Source organism: Arthrobacter sp. TJ-263 (assembly GCF_058269155.1).
The window spans coordinates 1,785,661-1,808,412 of record NZ_JBZCNE010000001.1; the positions used below are offsets into that span (position 1 = coordinate 1,785,661).

Annotated in this window: 21 protein-coding genes, 1 tRNA gene and 1 pseudogene; 12 read left to right on the forward strand and 11 right to left on the reverse strand. The window is 69.9% G+C overall.

The features are described from left to right. Nucleotides 1-29: 29 nt before the first annotated feature. The 8 genes from AC4D2F_RS08475 to AC4D2F_RS08510 form a co-directional block, all read right to left on the reverse strand. Nucleotides 30-404 carry a response regulator transcription factor gene (locus AC4D2F_RS08475; RefSeq protein ID WP_490910163.1) on the reverse strand — a complete coding sequence of 125 codons (375 nt, stop codon included), beginning with the start codon at nucleotides 402-404 and terminating at the stop codon, nucleotides 30-32. Nucleotides 405-554: 150 nt separating this feature from the next. Then, nucleotides 555-1,976: an FAD-binding oxidoreductase gene (locus tag AC4D2F_RS08480; protein WP_490910164.1), complete on the reverse strand. Its 1,422-nt coding sequence runs from the start codon at nucleotides 1,974-1,976 to the stop codon at nucleotides 555-557. A 162-nt stretch (nucleotides 1,977-2,138) separates the two neighbouring features. Next, nucleotides 2,139-2,543 (reverse strand): monovalent cation/H(+) antiporter subunit G, encoded by a 405-nt coding sequence (mnhG, locus tag AC4D2F_RS08485; protein ID WP_490910165.1) that lies wholly within the window; start codon nucleotides 2,541-2,543, stop codon nucleotides 2,139-2,141. A 4-nt stretch (nucleotides 2,544-2,547) separates the two neighbouring features. Next, nucleotides 2,548-2,805 (reverse strand): MrpF/PhaF family protein, encoded by a 258-nt coding sequence (locus AC4D2F_RS08490; protein WP_490910166.1) that lies wholly within the window; start codon nucleotides 2,803-2,805, stop codon nucleotides 2,548-2,550. Next, nucleotides 2,802-3,350: a Na+/H+ antiporter subunit E gene (locus AC4D2F_RS08495; RefSeq protein WP_490910167.1), complete on the reverse strand. Its 549-nt coding sequence runs from the start codon at nucleotides 3,348-3,350 to the stop codon at nucleotides 2,802-2,804. Before AC4D2F_RS08495 ends, AC4D2F_RS08490 begins: the two co-directional genes overlap by 4 nt. Further along, on the reverse strand, nucleotides 3,347-4,957 hold the full coding sequence (locus AC4D2F_RS08500) for a Na+/H+ antiporter subunit D (protein WP_104167919.1): 1,611 nt from the start codon (nucleotides 4,955-4,957) through the stop codon (nucleotides 3,347-3,349). The genes AC4D2F_RS08495 and AC4D2F_RS08500 overlap by 4 nt, the downstream gene beginning before the upstream one ends. Then, nucleotides 4,954-5,499 (reverse strand): Na(+)/H(+) antiporter subunit C, encoded by a 546-nt coding sequence (locus AC4D2F_RS08505; RefSeq protein WP_490910168.1) that lies wholly within the window; start codon nucleotides 5,497-5,499, stop codon nucleotides 4,954-4,956. The genes AC4D2F_RS08500 and AC4D2F_RS08505 overlap by 4 nt, the downstream gene beginning before the upstream one ends. Continuing rightward, on the reverse strand, nucleotides 5,496-8,492 hold the full coding sequence (locus AC4D2F_RS08510) for a Na+/H+ antiporter subunit A (protein WP_490910169.1): 2,997 nt from the start codon (nucleotides 8,490-8,492) through the stop codon (nucleotides 5,496-5,498). The genes AC4D2F_RS08505 and AC4D2F_RS08510 overlap by 4 nt, the downstream gene beginning before the upstream one ends. Nucleotides 8,493-8,645: 153 nt before the next feature. On the opposite strand from AC4D2F_RS08510, the gene AC4D2F_RS08515 reads away from it, so the two are divergent. Next, nucleotides 8,646-10,040, forward strand: coding sequence for an MFS transporter (locus AC4D2F_RS08515; protein ID WP_490910170.1), 1,395 nt, complete (start codon nucleotides 8,646-8,648; stop codon nucleotides 10,038-10,040). A 9-nt stretch (nucleotides 10,041-10,049) separates the two neighbouring features. Here the strand turns inward: AC4D2F_RS08515 and dcd are convergent, their stop codons facing one another. Both dcd and AC4D2F_RS08525 read right to left on the reverse strand, forming a co-directional pair. Continuing rightward, on the reverse strand, nucleotides 10,050-10,625 hold the full coding sequence (gene dcd, locus AC4D2F_RS08520) for a dCTP deaminase (RefSeq protein ID WP_104167915.1): 576 nt from the start codon (nucleotides 10,623-10,625) through the stop codon (nucleotides 10,050-10,052). 44 nt (nucleotides 10,626-10,669) lie between these two features. Next, the gene (locus tag AC4D2F_RS08525) at nucleotides 10,670-11,524 is read right to left on the reverse strand and encodes a tryptophan 2,3-dioxygenase (protein WP_104167914.1); all 855 of its coding nucleotides are present in this window, start codon (nucleotides 11,522-11,524) and stop codon (nucleotides 10,670-10,672) included. A 77-nt stretch (nucleotides 11,525-11,601) separates the two neighbouring features. Between AC4D2F_RS08525 and AC4D2F_RS08530 the strand changes: the two genes are divergently transcribed. From AC4D2F_RS08530 to AC4D2F_RS08580, 11 genes are all read left to right on the forward strand, one after another. After that, nucleotides 11,602-12,663: a M4 family metallopeptidase gene (locus AC4D2F_RS08530; protein WP_490910171.1), complete on the forward strand. Its 1,062-nt coding sequence runs from the start codon at nucleotides 11,602-11,604 to the stop codon at nucleotides 12,661-12,663. Further along, nucleotides 12,660-13,025, forward strand: a complete 366-nt coding sequence (locus AC4D2F_RS08535; protein WP_490910172.1) for a protealysin inhibitor emfourin — start codon at nucleotides 12,660-12,662, stop codon at nucleotides 13,023-13,025. Before AC4D2F_RS08530 ends, AC4D2F_RS08535 begins: the two co-directional genes overlap by 4 nt. A 26-nt stretch (nucleotides 13,026-13,051) precedes the next feature. Then, a tRNA-Gly gene (locus AC4D2F_RS08540) sits at nucleotides 13,052-13,122 on the forward strand. Between the two features lie 99 nt (nucleotides 13,123-13,221). Beyond that, nucleotides 13,222-13,662 carry an aspartate 1-decarboxylase gene (panD, locus tag AC4D2F_RS08545; protein ID WP_490910173.1) on the forward strand — a complete coding sequence of 147 codons (441 nt, stop codon included), beginning with the start codon at nucleotides 13,222-13,224 and terminating at the stop codon, nucleotides 13,660-13,662. A 166-nt stretch (nucleotides 13,663-13,828) separates the two neighbouring features. Next, nucleotides 13,829-15,148 carry an extracellular solute-binding protein gene (locus AC4D2F_RS08550; protein ID WP_490910174.1) on the forward strand — a complete coding sequence of 440 codons (1,320 nt, stop codon included), beginning with the start codon at nucleotides 13,829-13,831 and terminating at the stop codon, nucleotides 15,146-15,148. A 98-nt stretch (nucleotides 15,149-15,246) separates the two neighbouring features. Next, complete coding sequence (locus AC4D2F_RS08555) at nucleotides 15,247-16,152, forward strand: carbohydrate ABC transporter permease (RefSeq protein WP_490910536.1); 906 nt, start codon at nucleotides 15,247-15,249, stop codon at nucleotides 16,150-16,152. After that, complete coding sequence (locus tag AC4D2F_RS08560) at nucleotides 16,152-17,000, forward strand: carbohydrate ABC transporter permease (protein ID WP_490910175.1); 849 nt, start codon at nucleotides 16,152-16,154, stop codon at nucleotides 16,998-17,000. The genes AC4D2F_RS08555 and AC4D2F_RS08560 overlap by 1 nt, the downstream gene beginning before the upstream one ends. Nucleotides 17,001-17,030: 30 nt before the next feature. Beyond that, nucleotides 17,031-18,392 (forward strand): ABC transporter ATP-binding protein, encoded by a 1,362-nt coding sequence (locus tag AC4D2F_RS08565; RefSeq protein WP_490910176.1) that lies wholly within the window; start codon nucleotides 17,031-17,033, stop codon nucleotides 18,390-18,392. 88 nt (nucleotides 18,393-18,480) lie between these two features. Continuing rightward, entirely contained in the window at nucleotides 18,481-20,142 is a 1,662-nt protein-coding gene (locus AC4D2F_RS08570) for a helicase HerA-like domain-containing protein (protein WP_490910177.1), read from the forward strand. A gap of 33 nt (nucleotides 20,143-20,175) precedes the next feature. Beyond that, nucleotides 20,176-20,559, forward strand: a complete 384-nt coding sequence (locus AC4D2F_RS08575; protein WP_104167908.1) for a hypothetical protein — start codon at nucleotides 20,176-20,178, stop codon at nucleotides 20,557-20,559. A 26-nt stretch (nucleotides 20,560-20,585) separates the two neighbouring features. Then, complete coding sequence (locus AC4D2F_RS08580) at nucleotides 20,586-21,569, forward strand: hypothetical protein (RefSeq protein WP_490910178.1); 984 nt, start codon at nucleotides 20,586-20,588, stop codon at nucleotides 21,567-21,569. A 31-nt stretch (nucleotides 21,570-21,600) separates the two neighbouring features. Here the strand turns inward: AC4D2F_RS08580 and AC4D2F_RS08585 are convergent. Continuing rightward, nucleotides 21,601-22,692: pseudogene (locus AC4D2F_RS08585) on the reverse strand (SDR family oxidoreductase). Between the last annotated feature and the right edge of the window lie 60 nt (nucleotides 22,693-22,752).

Genomic DNA, 22,752 nt, shown 5'->3' on the forward strand with positions numbered 1-22,752 from the left:
TCGCGACGAGCGGCAGCGCCGTCCTCGCGCTACGCGGCGTCGAGGACGGGGAGGATGTCGTCGAGGTAGGCGCGGAGCGCGCGCGGGCTGAAGGGCTTCGCCATGAACTGGTCGGAACCCGCCGTCAGGCACTGCTCCTCGGTGAGCTGCGGGGGCCGCGCGGAGATCGTGAGGATGTGCGCGTCCGAATGGGCCCGAAGCCGAGGGCAGAGGTCGAGACCGTCCACGTCCGGCAGATTGAGGTCGAGCGTGATGAGATCGGGCTGGACCGCGTCGACGAGGCGTTGCCCCTCCGCTCCGGTGCCGGCCTCGTGAACCTCGAACTTCCGCCCGGACAGCACGATGACGAGCAACCGGCGGATGTCGGCGTCGTCCTCGATGACGACCGCGCTGCGCTGCAACATCCTGCCGGACCTCCCTCCCATGCCGTTCCCGAGTAATCATCAGCCACCTTACCGTTCCCTGGACCAGAGAGAGGCCCCGACGGACGGTCTCCCGGCGGCTTGACAAGCGGGGCCACGTCCCGCGGCCTGGATCCGGCCCGGGAGCGTCCCTCAGCCGCGACTCGGTGGGATGTTGTGGTTGCGGCGGAAGAGGTTGAGCGGATCGTACCGGTCCTTCAGCTCCACCAATCGGTCGAAGGCGCCCGGGCCGTAGGTCTGCAGTGCGGCCTCCCGCGCGTCGATCCCGGCCTCGGCGCCCATGAAATTGACGTACTGTCCGTGCTCGGCGTAGGGCTGCATGAGTGAATAGGCCCTGCGCGTGAAGGCTGTCAGCCTCGCGTCCTCGCCCGGGTCCTGCCAGAAGCCGTAGATGTTGAACCAGTACCGGGCCGAGCGATTGGGGAAGGCCGTCGCGTCCTCGGGAACCCGGCCGAACGCCCCCTCCATCAGGTGGAGATCGATGCCGGTTCCCGTCCAGGCGATCTCGGAGAGGAAACCCACGAGGACGTCGATCACGTCGTCGTCCAGCCGGGAGAAGGACAGATTCTTGAAGTAGCCGCGGGAACCCCGAGGGAACACCCCGTCCATGGCCGCCTGCCACTCCAGCCACGTGGTGGCGCCCACCTCCTCCTCGTCCGGGGGCGCAGCGCCCCTCAGCTGCTCGACGAGGTCCAGACCGGGCCGATGGTCCTCGCCGGCCCACGCGAACCCGACGACCATCCACGCCTCGTCCCCCAGGCCGAACTCCGGCGGGAACACCAGGAAGGAGATGATGGGAGTCATCTCCTCCGGCAGGCCCGTCGCCCACCCGTCGAAGGCGCCCAGCGCCTCCTTCCAGCGCGGACGCCGGTAGAAGAAGTTGCCGCCCAGGATGGCCGGCGGCAGCCGCCGGGCGCGGAAGGTGAAAGCGGAGACCACGCCGAAGTTCCCGCCCCCACCGCGAAGCCCCCAGAACAGCTCCGGGTTCTCCTGCTCACTGGCGCGCACGTGCTCCCCCTCCGCTGTGACGATCTCGGCGGAGACGAGGGCGTCGAGGGACAGGCCACAGGAGCGGGTCAACCAGCCCACACCCCCGCCCAGCGTCAGCCCGGCCACCCCGGTGCCACTGATCACCCCGAGGGGGACGGCGAGACCGTGGCCGACAGTGGCCCGATCCACGTCCGCCAGGGTCGCCCCGGGCTCGACCGTCACCAGGAGCCGCCGGGCATCGACCGTGATGCCCCGGAGGCCGCCCAGGTCCAGCACGAGTCCGCCGTCCACGGTGCTGTGGCCCGCGATGTTGTGGCCGCCTCCTCGCAGGGCCAGGGGCAGCCCGGTGTCCCTGGCCGTGGCGAGGACGGCGTCGATGTCCGCCACCGAGCCCGCCCGGACGACGGCCCGGGGGTACAGATCGATCATTCCGTTCCAGATCTTCCGGGCGTCCTCGTAGAGCGGATCTTCCGGCTCGATGAGGGACCCGAGCAACCGGGCGCGCAGGGCGTTCAGGGCGTGGATGGTCCGCCGGCCCGCTTCGCTGTCATGGATCGTCGTCATCTCCGCACTACCTCCTTCGTGGGACTGCCCACAGGGTTCGGCGACACGTCGATGCGCTACCGGATCGGGTGCAGGGACGCGGGGCGTCCATGGTATTCCTCCACGGCGCGGACAGCATCAGCTTGGAGGGAATTCACCCGAGTATGACCTCGGCCGGGCCGGTCAGGCCGTGCCGCCCCCGGCCTCCCGGCGTGTGGCCTCGGTGCGGTCCGGTCCCGCGGGGTCACCCTCGGCGGCTCGCGCCACGACGTCGTCGAGCTCGTCGAGGGTGAGCAGGTCCCGCCGCAGGTGCCGCGTGCGGTAGCCGGCCCGGCCCACCATGTGCGCCGACACGGGGCTGGTGAGCAGTTGGAAGATCCAGCACAGCACCAGCACCGGGACGAGCGCCCAGCTCTCGAACTCGACGGCGAGCGCGAGGAGGAACAGCAGCAGTCCGAGGACCTGCGGCTTGGTCGCGGCGTGCATGCGGGAGAGCAGATCCGGGAAGCGCACGAGGCCGATCCCCGCTGCCAGGGACATGAGCGCCCCGCCGATCAGGAGGACCGACACGATCACATCGTTGATCATGGCGTCACTTCCTGTCGGTGACGAAGCGGGCGACGGTGACGGAGCCGATGAACCCGATGAGCGAGATGGTGACGAGCAGCACGAGGTTGTCGAGGTGGCCGCCCACCACCATGTTCAGGACCAGGCCCGCGCCCACGACCGCCAGGACGACGTCGAGCGCGAGGACGCGGTCGAGGATCGACGGCCCGCGGACGGCCCGGTACAGGGCCAGCAGGACGGCGATCGCCAGTATTCCACCGGCGACATAGACGACGGTCGTCATCGGCGTGCCTCCTCTGCTGTGAGGGCGTCGAGGTCCGTCCGGCTCCCCATGAGCCGGATGAGCCAGACCTCCGTGGCCCGGACGTCCCGGCGGATGGCCTCGGCGTCCTCGTCGGACCGGATGTGGAGGCAGTGGAGGTAGAGGGTCGAGGTGGAGCGGTCGACCTCCAGGACGAGGGACCCGGGGATCAGTGAGATCGCGTGACCCGTGGCCGTGACGAGGAAGTCCGAGCGGCTGCGGAGCTGCACGGCCACCACGGCACTCCTGAGGGAAGGCCCCCGCGTGACGGCCAGCCAGAACACCTCGGCACTCGCGACCACCAGCCGGTACAGGAACCGTCCGAGGAACGGGACGACCCACAGCACGTTGAACCGACCCGTCAGCTCGACCGGCGGCAGGTAGAAGAAGTTCACGACGGCGTACGCGATGATCGCCCCGAACACGAGGTTGCCCGGGCTGAAGTCCTGCCACAGCGCCCCCCAGACGAGGATGAGCCAGATGACGAGCGGCAGCTCCGTGATGAGGGGGATGCGCTGACGGCTCATCCGTCCGCCCCCGGCCCGAGGACGGCCTCGATGTAGGGGGTCCGGTCGAGCATCTCCTGGGCGGCGTCGTCGCTCAGGGCGAAGAGCGGCCCGGCGAGGACCATCAGGCCGAGCCCGAGGGCGACGAGGCCGATCGTCGGGCCCGTCATGGTGCGCGGCAGGAGCGTCACGGGATCCTTGCCCGCGAAGCGACCGGTGTCCTCGCCCGTGACATGGCGTGAGGTGCCCACGCTGGAGCCGTCGGCCTTGCTCGCGAGCAGGATGGGATCCGGGTCCTCGGCGTCGTCCGGGCTGCGCCAGAACGCCCGGTTCCAGACCCGGGCCATGACCAGGAGGGTCAGCAGGCTCGTCAGCACTCCCCCGGCGACCAGCGCGTAGGCGAGCGGTGTCCCGAGCTCCACGCCGGCCTGGATGAGCCCGAGCTTGCCGAGGAAGCCCGAGAACGGAGGGATGCCGGCGAGGTTCATGGCCGGCAGGAAGAACAGGATGCCGAGGAGCGGTGAGAGCTTCGCCAGTCCCCCGAGGCGGTCGACGTTCGCCGTCCCGCCCCGACGCTCGATCAGTCCGGTGACGAGGAAGAGGCTCGTCTGCACGGTGATGTGGTGGGCCACGTAGTAGACCGCGGCCCCGAGGCCGATCCGTGAGGAGATCGCCAGCCCGAAGACCATGTAGCCGATATGGCTGACGAGGGTGAAGGACAGGAGCCGCTTGATGTCGGACTGGGCGAGCGCCCCGAGGATGCCCACCACCATCGTGAGCAGCGCGACGATCATCAGGAGCGAATTGATGCGGTCCCCGGGGAAGAGGAGCGTCTCGACCCGGACCATCGCGTAGACGCCCACCTTGGTCAGCAGGCCGGCGAACACGGCGGTCACCGGGGCGGGCGCGGTCGGATACGAGTCCGGCAGCCAGAAGGAGAGCGGGAAGACCGCAGCCTTGATGCCGAAGGCGACGAGCAGCATGAGGTGGAGCACCAGCTGCGTCGCCGGGTCCACCGTCTCCAGCTTCACCGCGAGATCCGCCATGTTGACCGTTCCGGTCGCCCCGTAGATCATCGCGATACTGATCAGGAACAGCATGGAGGACACCACGCTGACGACGACGTAGGTCACCCCGGCCCGGATGCGCGGCGCGGTGCCGCCCAGGGTCATGAGGACGTAGCTCGCGGTCAGCAGGATCTCGAAGCCGACGTACAGGTTGAAGAGATCGCCCGTCAGGAAGGCGTTGGACACCCCGGCCACGAGGATCAGGTAGGTGGGATGGAAGATCGAGACCGGCCCGTCCTCGTCGCCGTCGGCCATGCCCTGGCCTGCTGCGTAGATCAGCACCGCGAGGCTGATGGCGGAGGACACCACGAGCATCAGGGCGGAGAACTGGTCCACCACGAGCACGATGCCGAACGGCGGCTCCCACCCGCCGAGCCTCACTGCGTGGGTCCCCGTGGAGGGGGCGGCGAGCAGCATCAGCACCTCGATGATCAGGGTCACGGTGAGGGTCGAGATGCTGACGGCGCGCTGCGCCCGGGAGTGGCGGATGAGCAGGAAGGTGACCGCCGCTCCGAGGAACGGCAGGACGATCGCGAGGGGGGCCAGATCGGCGGCGATCACCGGGGATCCCCCGGTCGGCGCGTCCGGGGCGCGGGATCATGCTCGCCCCGAGCGGCGCCCACGTCGAGCGTCGCCGCGCCGTCGCGGGCGGTGGATCCGCGACGGACGGTGGGGTCCGCGTCGTCGTCGTCGAAGAACTCCGAGGTCTCCGCGACGACGTCGGCGTCGTCCTCCCAGTCGTAGCTGCTCTGGTCCGCGACGCGGCGATCCTCGGGATCGTCCTGGACGTCGTCCTCGCGGCCGAGGACCCACGAACGGTAGATGATGCCGAGCATGAAGGCGGTGACCGCGAACGTGATGACGATCGCCGTCAGGATCAGGGCCTGCGGCAGGCTGTCCGTGTAGTCCTCCGCGGGGGTCCCCGCGACGTAGAGCGGCGACGTCCCGCCGCCCCCGCTCATGGCGAGCATCAGGATGTTCGCACCGTTGCCGAGGAGGATCAGGCCGAGCAGCACGCGGGTCAGGCTCCGTTCGAGCAGCAGGTAGATCCCGGCGGCGAAAAACGCCGCCATGAGCACGATCAGCGTGAGGTTGACGGTCACGGCTGGACTCCTTCGACGGCGGGCGGGACGGGCGCATCGGACCCGGAGGCCTCCCGGACGGGTTCCTCCGCCTCGCTGCGCTCGTCGATCTCCGAGCCGAGGCTGCGCAGGACGTCCAGGACCAGACCGACGACGATGATGTAGACCCCGATATCGAAGATGGTCGACGTCACGAACTTCACGTCCCCGAAGACCGGCAGCCAGAACTCGAGGATGTAGCTCTCCAGCACCGCGCCGCCGATCAGCAGGGGCGCGGCCGCCGTGAGGGAGACGATCGCGAGCCCGATCCCCAGCAGCGCGCCGGCGCTGATCGGGCTGGCTTCGGCCAGCTCGAACCGGCCGCCCGCCAGGTAGCGGATGGCGAGGGCGAGCCCTGCGGTGAGCCCGCCGGCGAAGCCACCGCCCGGGAGGTTGTGGCCGGCGAGGAGCAGGTAGACGGACAGCACGATGATGGTGTGGAAGAGCAGCCGGGTGATGACCTCGAAGATGATGGACCGGCGCTCGGGCGCGAGGGTGCGGCCCGCCACGAGCCAGGGGTCGCGGGCGACGTCGGTGAACCGCGCCGCGAGCTCCCGGGCGGCGCCGGCCCGGCCGCCCGCGTCCAGCGGTTCCTGGCGCCGGTCCACCGAGCCGTCCTCGACGTCGTGGGCCCTGCGCCGGGTGTCGCCGCGCCCGCGGACGAAGATGAGGCTCGCGATCCCGGTCGCGGCGATCGCGAGGACGGTGATCTCGCCGAAGGTGTCCCACGCGCGGATGTCGACGAGCAGGACGTTGACCGCGTTGGCGCCACCGCCGTCGTCATAGGCCATCTCCGGGTAGGCGAGGGAGATGGGCGCCGCGTTGCGCGACGCCATGGCGGACATCGCGATCACGGCCATGATGCCGCCGAAGGCCAGACCGAGCCCGGCCCGCAGCACGCGGTGCCGGCTCCCGGCGCGGTTCCAGAGCCGGGCCGGCAGGGAGCGCAGGGCGAGGACGAAGGCGACGAGCACGATCGTCTCGACGAGCATCTGGGTGAGGGCGAGATCGGGAGCGCCGTGCAGCGCGAAGATCGCCGCCATGCCGTACCCGGTGATCCCGACCATCAGGACGGCCATGAACCGCTTCGTGGACCGGAGCGCGGCGATGATGCCCACGATGATGACCGCCGCCACGACGACCTGCGCCGGCGACTCCGCGATCCTGACGTCCGAGGGCAGCGGGGCGTCGAACAGGATGAGGGCGGCGAGCGGGGTGACGACGGCGGTCGTCAGGATAACGAAGAGGTAGAAGGACAGCGAGCCGCGCTGCGTGCGCCCCGTGATCCACACGGCGACGTCGTCGAGGACACCGATCAGCCCGCGGTAGACCACCTCGGCCTCCCTGACCTCCGGGAGACGCCCCTGCAGCCGTTCGAACGGCGCGCGCAGCAGGTACAGCGCGGTGCCAGCCGCGATCGTGACGGCCGAGAGCAGCAGGGGCAGGTTGAAGCCGTGCCACAGGGCCAGGTAGGGGGCCTCGCCGCCGGCCGGGAACAGGGTGGCATACGGCTGGATGACGGCGTCGAGCGGCGCGGGCCAGAGCCCGAACAGCACGGACGCGACGGCGAGCACGGCGGGCGCCAGCAGGAAGGACGTGCGGACCCGCTTGAACGGGGTCCGCGGCTGGCCGTGCTTCAGCGCGAAGGCGCCCCACACGAAGCGCGCGCTGTAGGCGAAGGTGAGGATGGACCCGAGGACGATGCCACCGAGCAGGAGGATGCCGGCGGTCCCGTCCCCGGCCCGGTGGACGAACGCCTCCAGGACCGACTCCTTGGCCACGAAGCCCAGCAGCGGCGGCACCCCGGCCATCGATCCGGCGGCGACGAGGGCGACGGCGAACAGGGCCGGCGAGGTGGCGCCCACCCCGGACAGGACCCGCAGGTCCCGCGTGCCGGACTGGTGGTCGATGATGCCGACCACCAGGAAGAGCGTGGCCTTGAAGAACCCGTGCGCCAGGAGCAGCGCGAGGCCGGCGACGGCGCCGTCGCGCCCTCCGAGGCCGACCACCATGGTCAGGAAGCCGAGCTGGCTCACCGTCCCGTAGGCCAGCACGAGCTTGAGGTCGAACTGCCGCAGTGCCCGCCAGCCCCCGAGCAGCATGGTGGCCATCCCGAGCCCGAAGATGACGGGGTACCAGAAGGCGGTCTCGGCGAACCCGGGCGCGAAGCGCGCCACGAGGAACACGCCGGCCTTGACCATGGCCGCCGCGTGCAGGTAGGCGCTGACGGGCGTGGGTGCGGCCATGGCCCCGGGCAGCCAGAAGTGGAAGGGGACGAGCGCCGACTTCGTGATGGCACCGACCAGCACGAGGCCGATCGCCACGTCGATGAGCAGGCCGCCGGCCGCGAGGGTCCCGGCATCGGCCAGGATCTCCGAGATGCGGTACGTCCCGGCCTCCTGTCCCAGGACGACCAGGCCCACCAGCATCGCCAGGCCGCCGAACGTCGTCACGATCAGCGCCTGCAGGGCGGAGCGCCGGGCGGAGAGCCGCTGCCGTGAGTACCCGATGAGCAGGTAGGACAGGATGGTGGTCAGTTCCCAGAAGATGAACATGAGGATCAGGTCATCGGCGGTGACCAGCCCGAACATCGCCGCGGCGAAGGCGAGGAGCTGGGCGCCGAACGCGCCGACGTCCGGATCGTCGTTCTTGAAGTAGCGCGCGCAGTAGAACAGGACGAGGGCCCCGACGCCCAGGATCAGGATGCACAGGACCGCCGCGAGGGCATCGAGGCGGAAGGACAGCTCGATCTGGAGGCTGGGGATCCAGGGGATGGTGAGCGACGGCGGCGCACCGGGAGTGCCGTTGGGCGCTTCCTGGTCGGAGGCAAGGACCTGCGGGAGCTCGGTCAGGAGCCAGGCGAAACCGGCGGCGGGCGCAGCCGCGAGGACGAAGAAGGCCGATCGTCCGAACCGGGAGAAGATCAGGGGCGCCACGAGTGCCAGCGCGAACATCGCGATCAGCACGGTGAGCATGGGGTCTCGATCTTCCGCTGGGGGCAGGTCGGGCTCCCAGCAGTCTATCGGGGGAAATGCTGCACCATTCCCGTATTACTCGGCTTGCGCCGTCCCCCGCAGGGCCAGAGCGCCTCGGCGTGACGGGGATCATACGGCGTTAGCATTTCCCGTATGAGTACCCATGAGCCGCTTCCGCTCCCGGCGGAGGCCCCTGCTGCCGCTCCCGCCCCCGCCCGCGGCTCCGGCCACATCTTCAGCCGGCCCGTCGTGGCATGGGCGTCGTGGGACTGGGGGTCGGCCGCCTTCAACGCCGTGATGACCACGTTCGTGTTCACGGTGTACCTCACGTCGGACGCGTTCGGCGGCGAGGCGCGCGCGTCGCAGGTGCTCGGGTGGGGTCTGGCGGCGGCGGGCCTGCTCATCGCCCTGCTCGCCCCCGTCATCGGGCAGCGCTCCGACAGCGGTGGCCGCCGGAAGCTCTGGCTCGGGGTGAACAGCGCGATCGTCGCCGTCCTGACGGCCCTGTGCTACTTCGTCTTCCCCAGCCCGGAGATGCTCGTCCTCGGCGTCGCCCTCATCGCCGCGGCGAACATCTTCTTCGAGTTCGCGGGCGTCAACTACAACGCGATGCTGACGCAGGTCTCCACGCCGGCGACGATCGGGCGCGTCAGCGGGTTCGGCTGGGCCATGGGCTACGTGGGCGGCATCGTCGCGCTCGTGGTGGTCCTCGTGGTCTTCATCGAGCCCGTCGTCGACTGGCCGGGGGCCTCCGGCGAGGACGGACTGAACATCCGCCTCGTCGCCGTCTTCTCGGCGCTGTGGTTCGCGGCATTCGCCCTGCCCGTGATGTTCGCCGTGCCGGAGGTCCCCCGGAAGGCCGCGGCGGCCCAGGTGGCATTCTTCGCCTCCTACGGTCTGCTGGTGCGCCGCGTGAAGGCCATCTACCGCCAGAGCCCGCACACCATCTTCTTCCTGCTGGCCAGCGCCGTCTTCCGGGACGGGCTCGCGGCGGTCTTCGCCTTCGGCGGCATCCTGGCGGCGGGGACCTTCGGCTTCTCGACGAGCATGGTGATCGTCTTCGCCATCGCGGCGAACGTGATCGCCGCGATCGGGGCGGTCGTCGGCGGGATCCTCGACGACCGCGTCGGGCCCAAGCGGGTCATCGTCGGCGCCCTGATCGGCCTGCTGGTGGCGGGGACGGCGATCCTCGTGCTCGGCACCGGATCGTATTCCTTCTTCGGCATGGAGTGGACCGCGGACACCACGTTCTGGGTCTTCGGCCTGCTGCTGACGCTCTTCGTCGGCCCGGCGCAGTCGTCCTCCCGCGGCTATCTCGCGCGCCTCGCCCCCGTCGGCGACGAAGGGGAGCTGTTCGGCCTCTATGCGACGACGGGCCGGGCCGTCAGCTTCCTGGCACCGGCGCTGTTCGCGCTGTGCATCGGGATCTTCGGTTCGCAGCTCTACGGCGTGGTCGGGATCCTCGTGGTCCTCCTCGCGGGGCTCCTGCTCCTGCTCCCCGTCAGGCCCCCGGCGCAGGTGACGCGCGCCGTCGTGCCGGAGACCTGAGCCTCCGGGTCAGATGCGGGTCCGGTGGAAGTTCAGGTGGCTGCGCGACGCCGTCGGGCCCCGCTGGCCCTGGTAGCGGTTCCCGTACTCGCCCGAGCCGTAGGGGTGCTCCGCGGGGGACGTGAGCCTGAAGAAGCACAGCTGGCCGATCTTGGAGCCCGGCCACAGCTTGATCGGCAGGGTGGCCATGTTGGACAGCTCGAGGGTCACGTGGCCGGAGAAGCCGGGGTCGATGAACCCGGCGGTGGAGTGGGTGAGCAGCCCGAGACGGCCGAGCGAGGACTTGCCCTCCAGGCGTGCGGCGATGTCGTCGGGCAGCGTGACCGTCTCGTAGGTGGAGCCGAGGACGAATTCGCCCGGGTGCAGGATGAACGGTTCGTCGGGGGCCACCTCGACCAGCCGCGTGAGCTCCGGCTGGTCCTCGGCGGGGTCGATGTGCGCGTACTTGTGGTTGTCGAAGAGCCGGAAGTAGCGGTCGATGCGGACGTCCACGCTGGAGGGCTGCACCATCGCGGGATCGAGCGGTTCGAGGACGATCCGCTGGGCTGCCAGTTCTGCTCGGATGTCGCGGTCGGAGATCAGCACCGTCCAAAGTTACCAGTCCGGCGTGCGTCGTCCTCCGCTGCGGATCAGCGTCCGATCTCCGTTCGGACGGCGAAGAGTTCGGGGAAGAACGTGAGTTCGAGCGCGCGCTGCAGGAAGCCGACACCCGAGGAGCCACCCGTCCCCGCCTTGAACCCGATGGTCCGCGCGACGGTCTTGAGGTGCCGGAAGCGCCACAGCTGGAAGTTGTCCTCGAGGTCGACGAGTTCCTCGCACGCCTCGTAGACGTCCCAGTGGCCCGCGGCATCCTCGTAGACCTGCTTGTAGACCGCGACGAGCGCGGGCGTGAACTCGTGGGCGAGACTGACGTCGCGGGCGAGCAGGTCCGCCGGGACGGCGTAGCCCCGCCGGGCCAGGAGGGCGATGAACTCGTCGTACACGCTGCTCGTCACCAGGAGTTCCGAGAGCAGGGCACGCGCCACCGGATCGGCGTCGAACACCCCGATCATCGCGGCGTTCTTGTTGCCGAGCAGGAACTCGACGGCGCGGTACTGGTAGGACTGGAACCCGCTCGAGGACCCCAGGTCGCCGCGGAACTCGGCGTACTCGGACGGCGTGAGGGTCGCCAGGACGGACCACTGCTCGGTCAGCGACCGCTGGATGTGCTTGATGCGGGCGATGCCCTTCATCGCGGCCCGCAGGTCGTCGGCCCGCAGGTGCAGGCGGACGGCGCGCAGTTCGTGGAGCACGAGCTTCAGCCACAGCTCGGAGGTCTGGTGCTGGATGATGAACAGCATCTCGTCGTGGTGCTCCGGCGAGCTGACCGGGTGCTGCGCGTCGAGCAGCCGGTCCAGCTCGAGGTACGAGCCGTAGCTCATCTTGTCCGAGAAGTCCCGCTCGATGCCCTGCTCCAGATCCCGGGTGTTCCGCTCCACGCTCATGCGGCCCAGCCTACGTGCCGCGCGGTGCGGAATGTCGGCCCCCCGGTCTACTTTGGGGACCAGTCGAAGGAGGCTCCATGCCGAGAAGCCTGCAGCGCATCCCCTGCAGCATCGTCCCACCGCACCTTCTCACGCGCCTCGCCGCCCTGCGGGACGCACGGCATGCCGTCGCGGCCGAGGCAGCACGCCACGCCCTGCAGGAACTGGATCCGCTGAGGCACGCCCGCGCCGAGGCACTGCGGGCGCCGGTGCGCCGCCGGCCCGCCGTCGTCGGGACGCTGATACGCCGCATCCGTGACGCCGGCGGCCGGGAGGAGCTCCCCGGCTCCCTCGTCCGGGGCGAGGGAGCCCCGGCGACGGGCGATCCCGCCGCCGACGAGGCCTACGACGGACTGGGGTCCACCTACCGGCTGTTCAGCGAGGTGTACGGGCGCTCCTCGATCGACGGCGCCGGCATGGCCCTCGATGCCACGGTGCATTACGGGACCGGGTACGACAACGCCTTCTGGGACGGCGAGCGCATGGTCTTCGGTGACGGCGACGGCGAGATCTTCGGCCGCTTCACGGCGTCCCTCACGGTCATCAGCCACGAGCTCGCCCACGGGTTCACCCAGTACTCCACGAACCTCGAGTACCAGGGCCAGTCGGGCGCGCTGAACGAATCACTCTCGGACGTCTTCGGGGTGCTCGTGGAACAGCGGACGCTCGGCCAGGATGCGGCCTCGGCGTCCTGGCTCGTGGGCGCCGGCCTCTTCACCGCGGAGGTGCAGGGCGTCGCCCTGCGGTCGCTCAGGGCGCCGGGAACGGCGTACGACGACGACGTGCTGGGTAAGGACCCCCAGCCCGCGACGATGGCGGACTACGTCGAGACGGCGTCGGACAACGGCGGGGTGCACATCAACTCCGGGATCCCCAACCATGCCTTCTACCTCGCCGCCACCGCCGTGGGCGGCCCGGCCTGGGAGGGCGCCGGGCGGATCTGGTACGACGCCGTCCTCGGCGGGCACATCCCGCCGGACTGCGATTTCCGGACGTTCGCGGCCGCCACGACGGACGCCGCGAGCGCGCGGTTCGGGGCCGCCGGCCGCGAGGCCGGTGCTGTCGCCGGCGCGTGGTCCGCGGTGGGCGTCCTGCCGTGAGGATCCGGATCACCCGCTCGGGAGGCGTCGGCGGGCTCACGCGGACGTGGAGCCTGGAGGTCAGCCGGGCGGAGGCCGAGCAGCGCTGGCTCCCGCTCGCCGAGGCGGAAGCGGAAGCATCACCCGGGGAGGGCGTGCGGCAGCCGGACGCCGCACGGGACCGCTTCACCTACCGCATCACGGTCGGCTACACCGAGGTGTCGGTGCCCGAGAGTCGGCTGGCGGAGCCGTGGCGTGAACTGATCGACCGGGCCCGCGCGGCTCCGCGGACCCCGCCCGCACAGGGCCGGGACGAGGGAGGCCCGCCAGTCCCCGACGGCCCCGGCGGGGCCGAGCACGGCAAGCCGGAAGAACTGTTGTAAGGTGATGGAGCGGTTTCAACTGCCGTGCGGGCGTAGCTCAATGGTAGAGCGCTAGCTTCCCAAGCTCGATACGCGGGTTCGATTCCCGTCGCCCGCTCCGTTCTCCCCCGGTGGGGCCTCCGAGGCCCACCGGGTGTGCCCAAGGACACCCGGTGGCCTGCTCGTGCCCGGCCGGATCGGCAGTATCCTTGAGGCGATGAATCGCACAATGTTCGCGTCCAAGATCCACCGCGCCACGGTCACGCATGCCGATCTGCACTACGTCGGTTCGGTCACCGTGGATCTCGACCTGCTCGAAGCCGCGGACATCCTGCCCGGTGAACTCGTGTCGATCGTGGACATCACGAACGGCGCCCGTCTCGAGACCTACACCATCGCGGGCGCTCGGGGATCCGGGGTGGTCGGCATCAACGGCGCCGCGGCGCACCTCGTGCAGCGCGGCGATCTGGTCATCCTGATCGCCTACGCGCAGATGACCACCGAGGAAGCGCGCGCGTTCACCCCCACCATCGTCCATGTGGATGCGGACAACCGCATCGTCGACCTGGGGTCCGATCCGGCCGAGGCCGTCACCGAGGGTCTCGAGCGGCCCCCGTTCGCCCTGGACAACACCACCGTCTCCCCCGTCTCCAGCTGAGCGGCTCTCCCGGGGCGCCGCCGCGGACACGGACCTGTAACACCAAGCAGGCTGCCTAGCGCATCCCGCCCGCAGGGCATAGGGTCGAAAAGCAAGCTTGCTTAGGCTGTCGATTCGCTTGAACCGTCAGCCGGGTTGTCTACGAGGATGTGGAGGCTCGGTACGAATGCCGACTAGTCGAAGAACGCGCAATGCCGTGAAGAGCCGACCGAGGGCCGCCGTTCTGGCGGGCCTGGTGATCGGAACGATGGCCATGAGCGGGTGCGGCCCCGCGGAGGCCGACAACAGCCTGACCTGGTACATCAACCCCGATGCCGGCGGTCAGGCCGCCATCGCCGAGAAATGCAGCGACGAGTCCGAGGGCCGCTACCGCATCGAGACCTCGCTCCTCCCGAACGATGCCGCGTCGCAGCGCGAACAGCTCGCCCGCCGCCTCGCTGCGGGAGACACGTCGCTGGACATCATGAGCCTCGATCCACCGTTCGTTCCCGAACTGGCCGAGCCGGGATTCCTCGCGCCGGTGCCCGACGACGTCGCCGAGGCCACCACGGACAACGTCGTGGAGGGTGCCATCGCCGGGGCGACCTGGAAGGACGAGCTCGTCACGGTGCCCTTCTGGGCCAACACGCAGATCCTGTGGTACCGGAAGTCGGTCGCCGAGGCCGCGGGCCTCGACATGAGCGGACCCGTCACCTGGGAGCAGGTCATGGAGGCCGCCCGGAGCCAGGACAAGACCCTCGGGGTACAGGGCCAGCAGGGGGAATCCATGACGGTGTGGGTCAACGCGCTCATCGAATCCGCCGGCGGATCGATCCTCGTCGACCCGGAGGCCACGGCGCAGACCATCGAACTGGGGCTGGACACCGACGCAGGCGTCGCAGCGGCCGACGTGATCTCCACCATCGGCGAGGACGGCCTGGGCGGTCCCGGCCTTCCCACGGCGGACGAGAACGCCTCCCTCATCGGTTTCCAGGGTGATTCGGGCTCCTTCATGGTCAATTGGCCCTTCGTCTGGCCCGCCACGGTCGCCGCGGTCGAGGCCGGCACGCTGGACCAGGCGGTCCTCGACGACATCGCGTGGGGCATCTACCCGCGCATGACGGAGGACGAGGAGGCCGCACCCCCGCTCGGTGGCATCAACCTCGGCGTCGGAGCGAAGAGCGACAACCCGGAGCTGGCCTTCGAGGCCATCGAATGCATCGTCTCGGTCGAGAACCAGGCCGAGTACTTCGTCACCAACGGCAACCCGCCGGCGAACACGGAGGCCTACGAGGATCCGCGCATCGAGGAGTCCTTCCCGATGTCGGAGACCATCAGGGACTCCCTGCGAGCAGCGGCGCCCCGTCCGCAGACCCCGTTCTACAACGAGGTCTCCACCGGCATCCAGCAGACCTGGGCGCCGCCCGCAGGCGTCGATCCCGAGACCACTCCGGAGACGTCGAGCGACTTCATCATCTCGGTCCTCAGAGGGGAGCAACTCCTGTGACCTCCGCCATCCCAGCGAAGACAGCGACGGCGTCGTCCACCGAGCCCGGCCCGCGGCTGGACGTCGGCAGCGGCAACCGCAACGGCAAGAAGCCGCGAATGCAGTACAGCGACAGGGCGCGAGCGGAACGGCGGCTCGGCTGGATACTTGCCGGGCCGGCGTTCCTGGTCATGCTGGCCGTCACGCTGTACCCGATCCTTCAAGCGGTCTACGACTCCCTCTTCCAGTTCCGTCTCACAGCACCGGACGAGCGGGCGTTCATCGGCGTCGAGAACTACGCCGTGATCCTCACGGACCCGGTCTGGTGGATCGCACTCCGGACCACCGTGTTCATCACCGTGGTCACCGTGGTCGTCGAACTCGTGCTCGGCTTCGCCCTCGCACTCGTGATGCACAAGGCCCTGAAGTCCATCCGCGGACCGCTTCGCACGGCGATCCTCGTGCCGTACGGCATCATCACCGTCGTGTCGGCGTTCGCCTGGTTCTACGCGTTCGACATCAACTCCGGCTACGTGAACAACTGGTTCAGCTGGGTGCCCGGTATCGACGAGAACCTCAACTGGTTCGCCCAGGGCGGTACGGCCCTGTTCGTCATCATGGCGTCCGAGATCTGGAAGACCACGCCGTTCATCTCGCTGCTGCTCCTCGCCGGCCTCGCCCAGGTTCCGGACGAGCTCACCGAGGCGGCGAAGGTCGACGGCGCCACCTGGTGGGAGCAGATGCGCAAGGTCATCATCCCCAACATGAAGGCCGCGATCATGGTCGCGGTGCTCTTCCGGGCCCTGGATGCCTTCCGCATCTTCGACAACGTGTTCATCATGACCAACGGCGCCTACGGCACGGAAGTGCTGTCGCTGCTCGCCTACCGGCAATCGATCAGCAGGCTCGAGATCGGGCTGGGCTCCGCCGTGTCCGTGCTCCTGTTCGTGTGCGTCCTGCTGATCTGCTTCGTGGCGATCAAGCTGTTCAAGGTCGATCTCGCCGGATCGCAGGGAGGAAAGTAATGACGAACACCAGCACCAAGGGAAAAGTCCTGTGGGCGATCGTCTCGGTCCTCGTCCTCGTGTACGCGCTCTTCCCCGTCGTCTCGATCCTCGCCACGTCCTTCAAGACGCCCAGTGATCTGACGAGCGGTAAGTTCCTCCCGTCGTCGGGCACGGCGACGACGAGCAACTACGAGCAGATCCTCGTCGGTGACGCCCAGGGTCTGTTCCTCTCGGCGCTGCGCAACTCGGTCGGCATCGCCCTGATCGCGACGTTCATCGCCGTCGTCCTGGCGACGCTGTGCGCCTACGCGATCGCCCGCCTGGACTTCCCCGGGAAGAAGGTCATCCTGACGACGGCGCTGGCCGTCTCGATCTTCCCGGTGATCTCGATCGTGACGCCGCTGTTCAACCTGTGGCGCACCATCGGTCTCTACGACACCTGGCTCGGCCTGATCATCCCGTACCTCTCGCTCACCCTCCCCATCTCCATCTGGACCCTCGCCGCGTTCTTCCGGCAGATCCCGTGGGAGCTCGAGCAGGCGGCCCAGGTGGACGGGGCGACGACCTGGCAGGCGTTCCGCAAGGCGATCGTGCCGCTGGCCGCCCCGGGTGTCTTCACGACGGCGATCATCGCGTTCTTCATCGCGTGGAACGACTTCGTGTACGGCATCTCGCTCACCTCCACCGAAGCGGCTCGCACGGTTCCGGCGGCGCTCGCCTTCTTCACCGGAGCCTCGCAGTTCGAGTCACCCACGGGTGCCATCTCGGCGGCCGCGATCATCGTCACGATCCCGGTCGTCCTGCTGGTCCTGCTGTTCCAACGCCAGATCGTCTCAGGCCTGACCTCGGGCGCCGTCAAGGGCTAACGCCCGCGGTTCAAGTAAAGGATTCGCACCATGGCTTCAATCACCCTCAACCACCTGGTCAAGAAATACGGCGACGGGTTCCCCGCCGTCAACGACATCAGCATCGACATCGCGGACGGCGAGTTCATCATCCTCGTGGGTCCGTCCGGCTGTGGGAAGTCCACGCTGCTGCGCATGATCGTGGGCCTCGAGGACATCACGGAGGGCGACCTCCTGATCGACGGGCAGCGCGTGAACGACAAGGCGCCCCGCGACCGCAACCTGGCGATGGTGTTCCAGAACTACGCCCTGTACCCGCACCTCACCGTGTACGAGAACATCGCGTTCCCCCTGCGCCTGGCCAAGGGCAAGCACTCGGAGGAGCAGGTCGACAAGCTCGTCACCGAGGCCGCGGCGACCCTGGAACTCACCGACCACCTGCAGCGCAAGCCCGCGAACCTCTCCGGCGGCCAGCGGCAGCGCGTCGCGATGGGCCGCGCGATCGTGCGGCAGGCGGACGCGTTCCTCTTCGACGAGCCGCTGTCCAACCTCGACGCCAAGCTCCGCAGCCAGATGCGGTCCGAGATCTCCCAGATGCAGCGGCGCCTCGGCGTCACCTCCGTCTACGTCACCCACGACCAGACCGAGGCGATGACCCTGGGCGACCGCGTGGCCGTCCTGAAGAAGGGCGAGCTGCAGCAGATCGCCTCGCCGCGCGAGCTGTACGAGCAGCCGCGGAACCTCTTCGTCGCCGGCTTCATCGGCTCGCCGTCGATGAACTTCCTGCCGGCGACCCTGGAGGGCACCACCCTCAAGACCGCCATCGGGGACCTCGAGATCCCCCAGGAGAAGGCCCAGAAGGCGGCCGGCAAGAAGGTGGTCCTCGTCGGCGTCCGGCCCGAGTTCTTCGAGGACGCGAAGCTGGTGGAGGACAGCAAGAGGCCCCACGGCTCCACCTTCGCGGCCACCCTGACGCACACCGAATGGCTCGGCAACGAGCAGTACGGGTACATCAACTTCGATCCGGCCCCCGAGATGCGGGACCTGCTCAACGGTCTCGCGCGCGACATGGACGCCGACGAGCTCCGCCCGCAGGTCGTCGTCACCCTCGACGCCTCGAGCCGCATCAGGGGCGGGCGGGAGTCGGAGCTCTGGGTGGACACCCGGAAGCTCCATCTCTTCGATGCCGAGTCCGGGGAGAACCTGACGCGTGATGCCGAGGCCGGCGCCGCGCTGACGCGTGAGGCCGCCGAGGAGCGCGCCGAGGAGATCGCGACCGCCCAGCAGGCCGACCGCCGGGCGGACTCCGGTGGTTTCGGGAGCGGCAACGGCGCGACCGGCGGGAACACCACCGTCGACGCCGGCCGGACCGGTGGAGCGACGGCGGCCGGCGGCAAGCACGCCGCAGGCTGACAGGACCCGCATCCGCGCCCGGAGAGGCGCACCTGCTGACAGGACCGGCGCCCGGAAGGGTGCCGGTCCTGCTGTGTAGTCTGGCCCTATGGTCGAACACGACGGCGCCGCCCAGGTCACCGATATCAGCGCCGGCTACGTCTTCGAGGGGCCCACGCTGCACCTCGGCGCCGCCCTCGTGGACGGCACCCTCCACACCGACGCGCAGGTCCGCCTCCCCCTCGCGATGATGAACCGGCACGGCCTGATCGCGGGCGCCACGGGGACCGGCAAGACGGTGACCCTGCAGGTGCTCGCCGAGCAGCTGTCCGCCCAGGGCGTCCCCGTCTTCCTGTCCGACATCAAGGGGGACCTCACCGGCCTGTCCGCTCCCGGGACGGCGTCGGACCGGCTCGCGAAGCGCACGGCGAGCGTGGGCCAGGACTGGACGCCGAGGGCCTTCCCCGTCGAGTTCCTGTCCCTCGGCGGCGACGGCGACGGCGTCCCCGTCCGGGCCACCATCTCCGCCTTCGGGCCCCTGCTCCTCAGCCGGGTCATGGACCTGAACGAGACGCAGGAATCGAGCCTCCAGCTCGTGTTCCACTACGCCGACAGGAACGGCCTGGAACTGTACGACCTCGCGGACCTGCGCGCCGTCATCGGCTTCCTCACCTCGGAGGACGGCAAGGACGGCCTGGAGTCGCTCGGCGGGCTGTCGAAGGCGACGGCCGGCGTGATCCTCCGCGAGCTGGTCACCCTCGAGGCCCAGGGCCTGGGGTCCTTCTTCGGAGAGCCCGCGTTCGACACCGCCGATCTCCTCAGGACCGCTCCGGACGGCCGGGGCATCATCACGGCGCTGGAGCTCGTCACCGTCCAGCAGCAGCCGCGTCTCTTCTCCACCTTCCTCATGTGGCTGCTCGCGGACCTGTTCGCCGAACTCCCCGAGGTGGGCGACGTCGACAAGCCCCGCCTCGTGTTCTTCCTCGACGAGGCGCACCTGCTCTTCGCCGGGTCGTCGAAGGCCTTCCGGGAAGCCATCCAGACGACGGTGCGGCTCATCCGGTCGAAGGGCGTGGGCATCTTCTTCGTCACCCAGACGCCGAAGGACATCCCGGGGGACGTCCTCGGCCAGCTGGCCAACCGGATCCAGCACGCCCAGCGCGCCTTCACGCCCGACGACGCCAAAGCACTCCGCGCCACCGTCTCGACGTTCCCCGTGAGCCCCTACGACCTCGAGGAGGTGCTCACCTCGGCGGGCATCGGGGAGGCCGTCGTCACGGTCATGGACGAGGAGGGCTCCCCGACCCCTGTCGCCTGGACGCGCCTGCGCTCCCCCGAATCGGTGATGGGCCGGGCACCGGAGGGCACCGTTGCCGCCGTCGTCGCCGCCTCCCCGCTCCTGCCCCGCTACCGGGAGGCGGTCGACAGCCACTCCGCGTCCGAGGAACTGGCCGCGCGCCGCCCATCCGGGACCGCGGCACCCCTGCCCGGCCGTCAGGCCCCGAGCGCCCCGCGCGAGGAGCGGGACGCGGAGGCGCGCCGCATCGAGGAGGACATCCTCGGTGTCCCGTCCCGTCCGAGGGAGGCACGCGGAGGGCGTGCGCAGGGTGACGTGCCGGGCGACGCGCAGGGCACCGGCCGGCCGGCCGGTGGCCGCAGCCCCGACCGGAGCGAGATGACCGACCTGGCGCTGAAGGCCGCCGGGGTCATCGGCAAGGAACTGGCGCGCGGGCTCTTCGGTACCAAGCACCGCACGCGGCGGTGGTACTGACCCGATGCGCCGCCGTCCGGACGGACCCCGATCATGCTGATCGAGATCGTCAGTTCCACCCTGACCGTGCTGGGGCTCGTGCTGCTCAGCGCCGCGCTCGTCATGCGGCTCGTGGACGGCTCGTGGAGCAGGACGCAGGCCATCACGTTCGAGCACGAAGGGCACCCCTACCTGCGCTGGCACGACCACCGGTTCCGCATCGTCGAGGCCCTGTGGTCCAGTGGCTCACGACGACGGCGGGACCGGACACCGGCACCTCCCCCGCTGCCGCCGGGGAAGGACGTCATCATCTTCTATCAGGCCCGGCACCCCGCGCACTGGTCGCTCGAGGAGCCCCATCGCGGCTCGCGCCGGATCGCGATCACCGGGCTCGTGTGCGCCGTCGTCGGGACCGTCCTGGGCTTCCTGCCCGGCTGATCCGGGCCAGCCGGTAACGTGGGATCGTGCACATCACCCCGGTCATGAAGGTCCTCGCAGCGTGGCTGCTCGGGCTCATGCTCCTGGGCGCGGCCTTCGTCGCCACGGTGTCCTTCATGAACGGACGGCTCTACAGCCCTGAACACCAGGTGGACCTGTACCTCGAGGCGCTGCGGGACGGCGACGGCGGGGCGGCCCTGGGGCTGCTCAACGCGTCGGTCCCGGAGGGGTCGAACCCAGCCCTGCTGGACGGCGACGCCCTCCGCCGGGCGAGTGCGGCCGTGGAGGACGTCGAGGTCGGCGATGCACGGGAGACGGATGACGACCGCGTCGAGGTACCTGTGACGTACACCCTCGACGGCGTGGAGACGACGACGGTCTTCCCGCTCCAGCGCATCGGCACCGAATGGGGCTTCTTCAACGTCTGGCGCTTCGAGCAGTCCGTTTTGCCCACCGTGCAGGTCACGGCCCTGAACAGCGTGGAGGCCGCGGTGAACGGCGTGGACGTCGGGCTCCCCGACGGCACGGCCGGTCTGGCCTCCTTCTACCCGGCCGCCATCACCGCGCAGTACGACGGGCAGTACGTCGCCGCCCCCGAGCAGCACGCCGTCGTCACGAGCCGGGAGGCGCCGCCTCCCCTGGCCCTGGCCACCGAGGCGACGCCGGAACTCGCCCGGGCGGTCGACGAGGACCTGCGGGCCTTCCTCGACGGGTGCGCGGAGCAGACCGTCTTCCAGCCCACGAACTGCCCCTTCAACTACGTGACGAACGAGCGCCTGGCCGGGGACATCGCCTGGTCCATCGAGGAGTACCCCGCCGTCAGCGTCACCCTGGACGGCGAGGAGTGGCTCCTCGGGCCGCTGCGCGGGTCCGCGCGGATCGACACGCAGCTGCGCGACTTCTTCTCCGGAGCGGTCCGGGACGTGTCCGAGACCGTCCCGTTCGAGTTCGAGGCCGATCTCACGGTGACCGAGGACGAGGTCACCGTGACGCCCGTCGTCCGCTACTAGGCCGTCCCGCGCCGTCGCACCGGGCAGGGCGTCAGGGGATGAGCTTCTCCGCGCGGTAGCGCTCGAACAGGGCCGTGAACGCGTCGAGGGTCCGCCGGTACCCGGTGAAGCCGGCGACCCGGCTCTTGCCCATGTCGGTGACCACCTCGATGCCCCGCCCGAGGTCGCTGTCCGTGTGCCACCAGGACGCCATGCGGTCCAGTCGGGGTTCCACCAGGCCATGGCGCCCTGCGAGGTCCGCCCAGTGGTCCTGCCGCCCGGCCATCGCCTGCTCCAGCGGCCGCGGCGCGCCGTCGTAACCCTCCCAGTCCACCCCGAACCAGGCGGCGAGCTGCGGCCACATCCACCGCCACCGGAACACGTCGCCGTTCACGATGTTGAACGCCTCGTCGGCGGCTGCCGGGGTCGTCGACGCCCACACCATGTGTTCGGCGAGCAGGCCGGCGTCCGTCATGTCGGTCAGCCCGTTCCACTGCGTCTCCGACCCGGGGAACACGAACGGCTCGCCCGCATCCCTGCACAGTGCCGCCTGCGTGGCGAGCGTGAGCCCCATGTTCATGGCATTGCCGACGGCGTGGCCGATCACGGTGTGCGCGCGGTGCACCGACCAGGTGAAGCCCTGCTCCGCCGCCGCGGCGAACAGCTCGTCCTCCTGCGCGTAGTAGAAGTTGCGGACCGGCAGGCGCGGCTCCTCCTCGTGGAACGGCGTATCCGCCATCTCCCCCGCCGCATAGGCCTCGAACGGCCCGAGGTAGTGCTTGAGCCCGGTCATGAGGGCCACATGGGCCACCTCCTTGCCGCGCAGGGCGGCGAGCAGGTCGCGCAGCATGGCGGCGTTGACCTAGATGTTCTCCTCTTCGGTGTCCCTGCGGGACCAGGCGGTGAAGAAGACGTGCGTCGGGTGCTCCGGTGCCAGGACGGCCGCGAGCTCCTCGGCCGAGGTCAGGTCCGCGGACAGCCAGCGCACCCCCTCACGCTCGGCCCCGGGCCGGCGGGACAGGGCCAGCACGGGCCACCCGTCGGCGGTGAGCCTCTCGACGAGGGCCGATCCGGCGATGCCGGTCGCCCCCACCACGAGGGCTGTCCCCGAGTCGGTGCCTGCGGGTCGGTGGTCGTTCGTCATGGTGCGCTCCTCGTCATGATGCTGCCGGCGCCGTGCCGGCACAGTGGGGGGAGGGCGGTC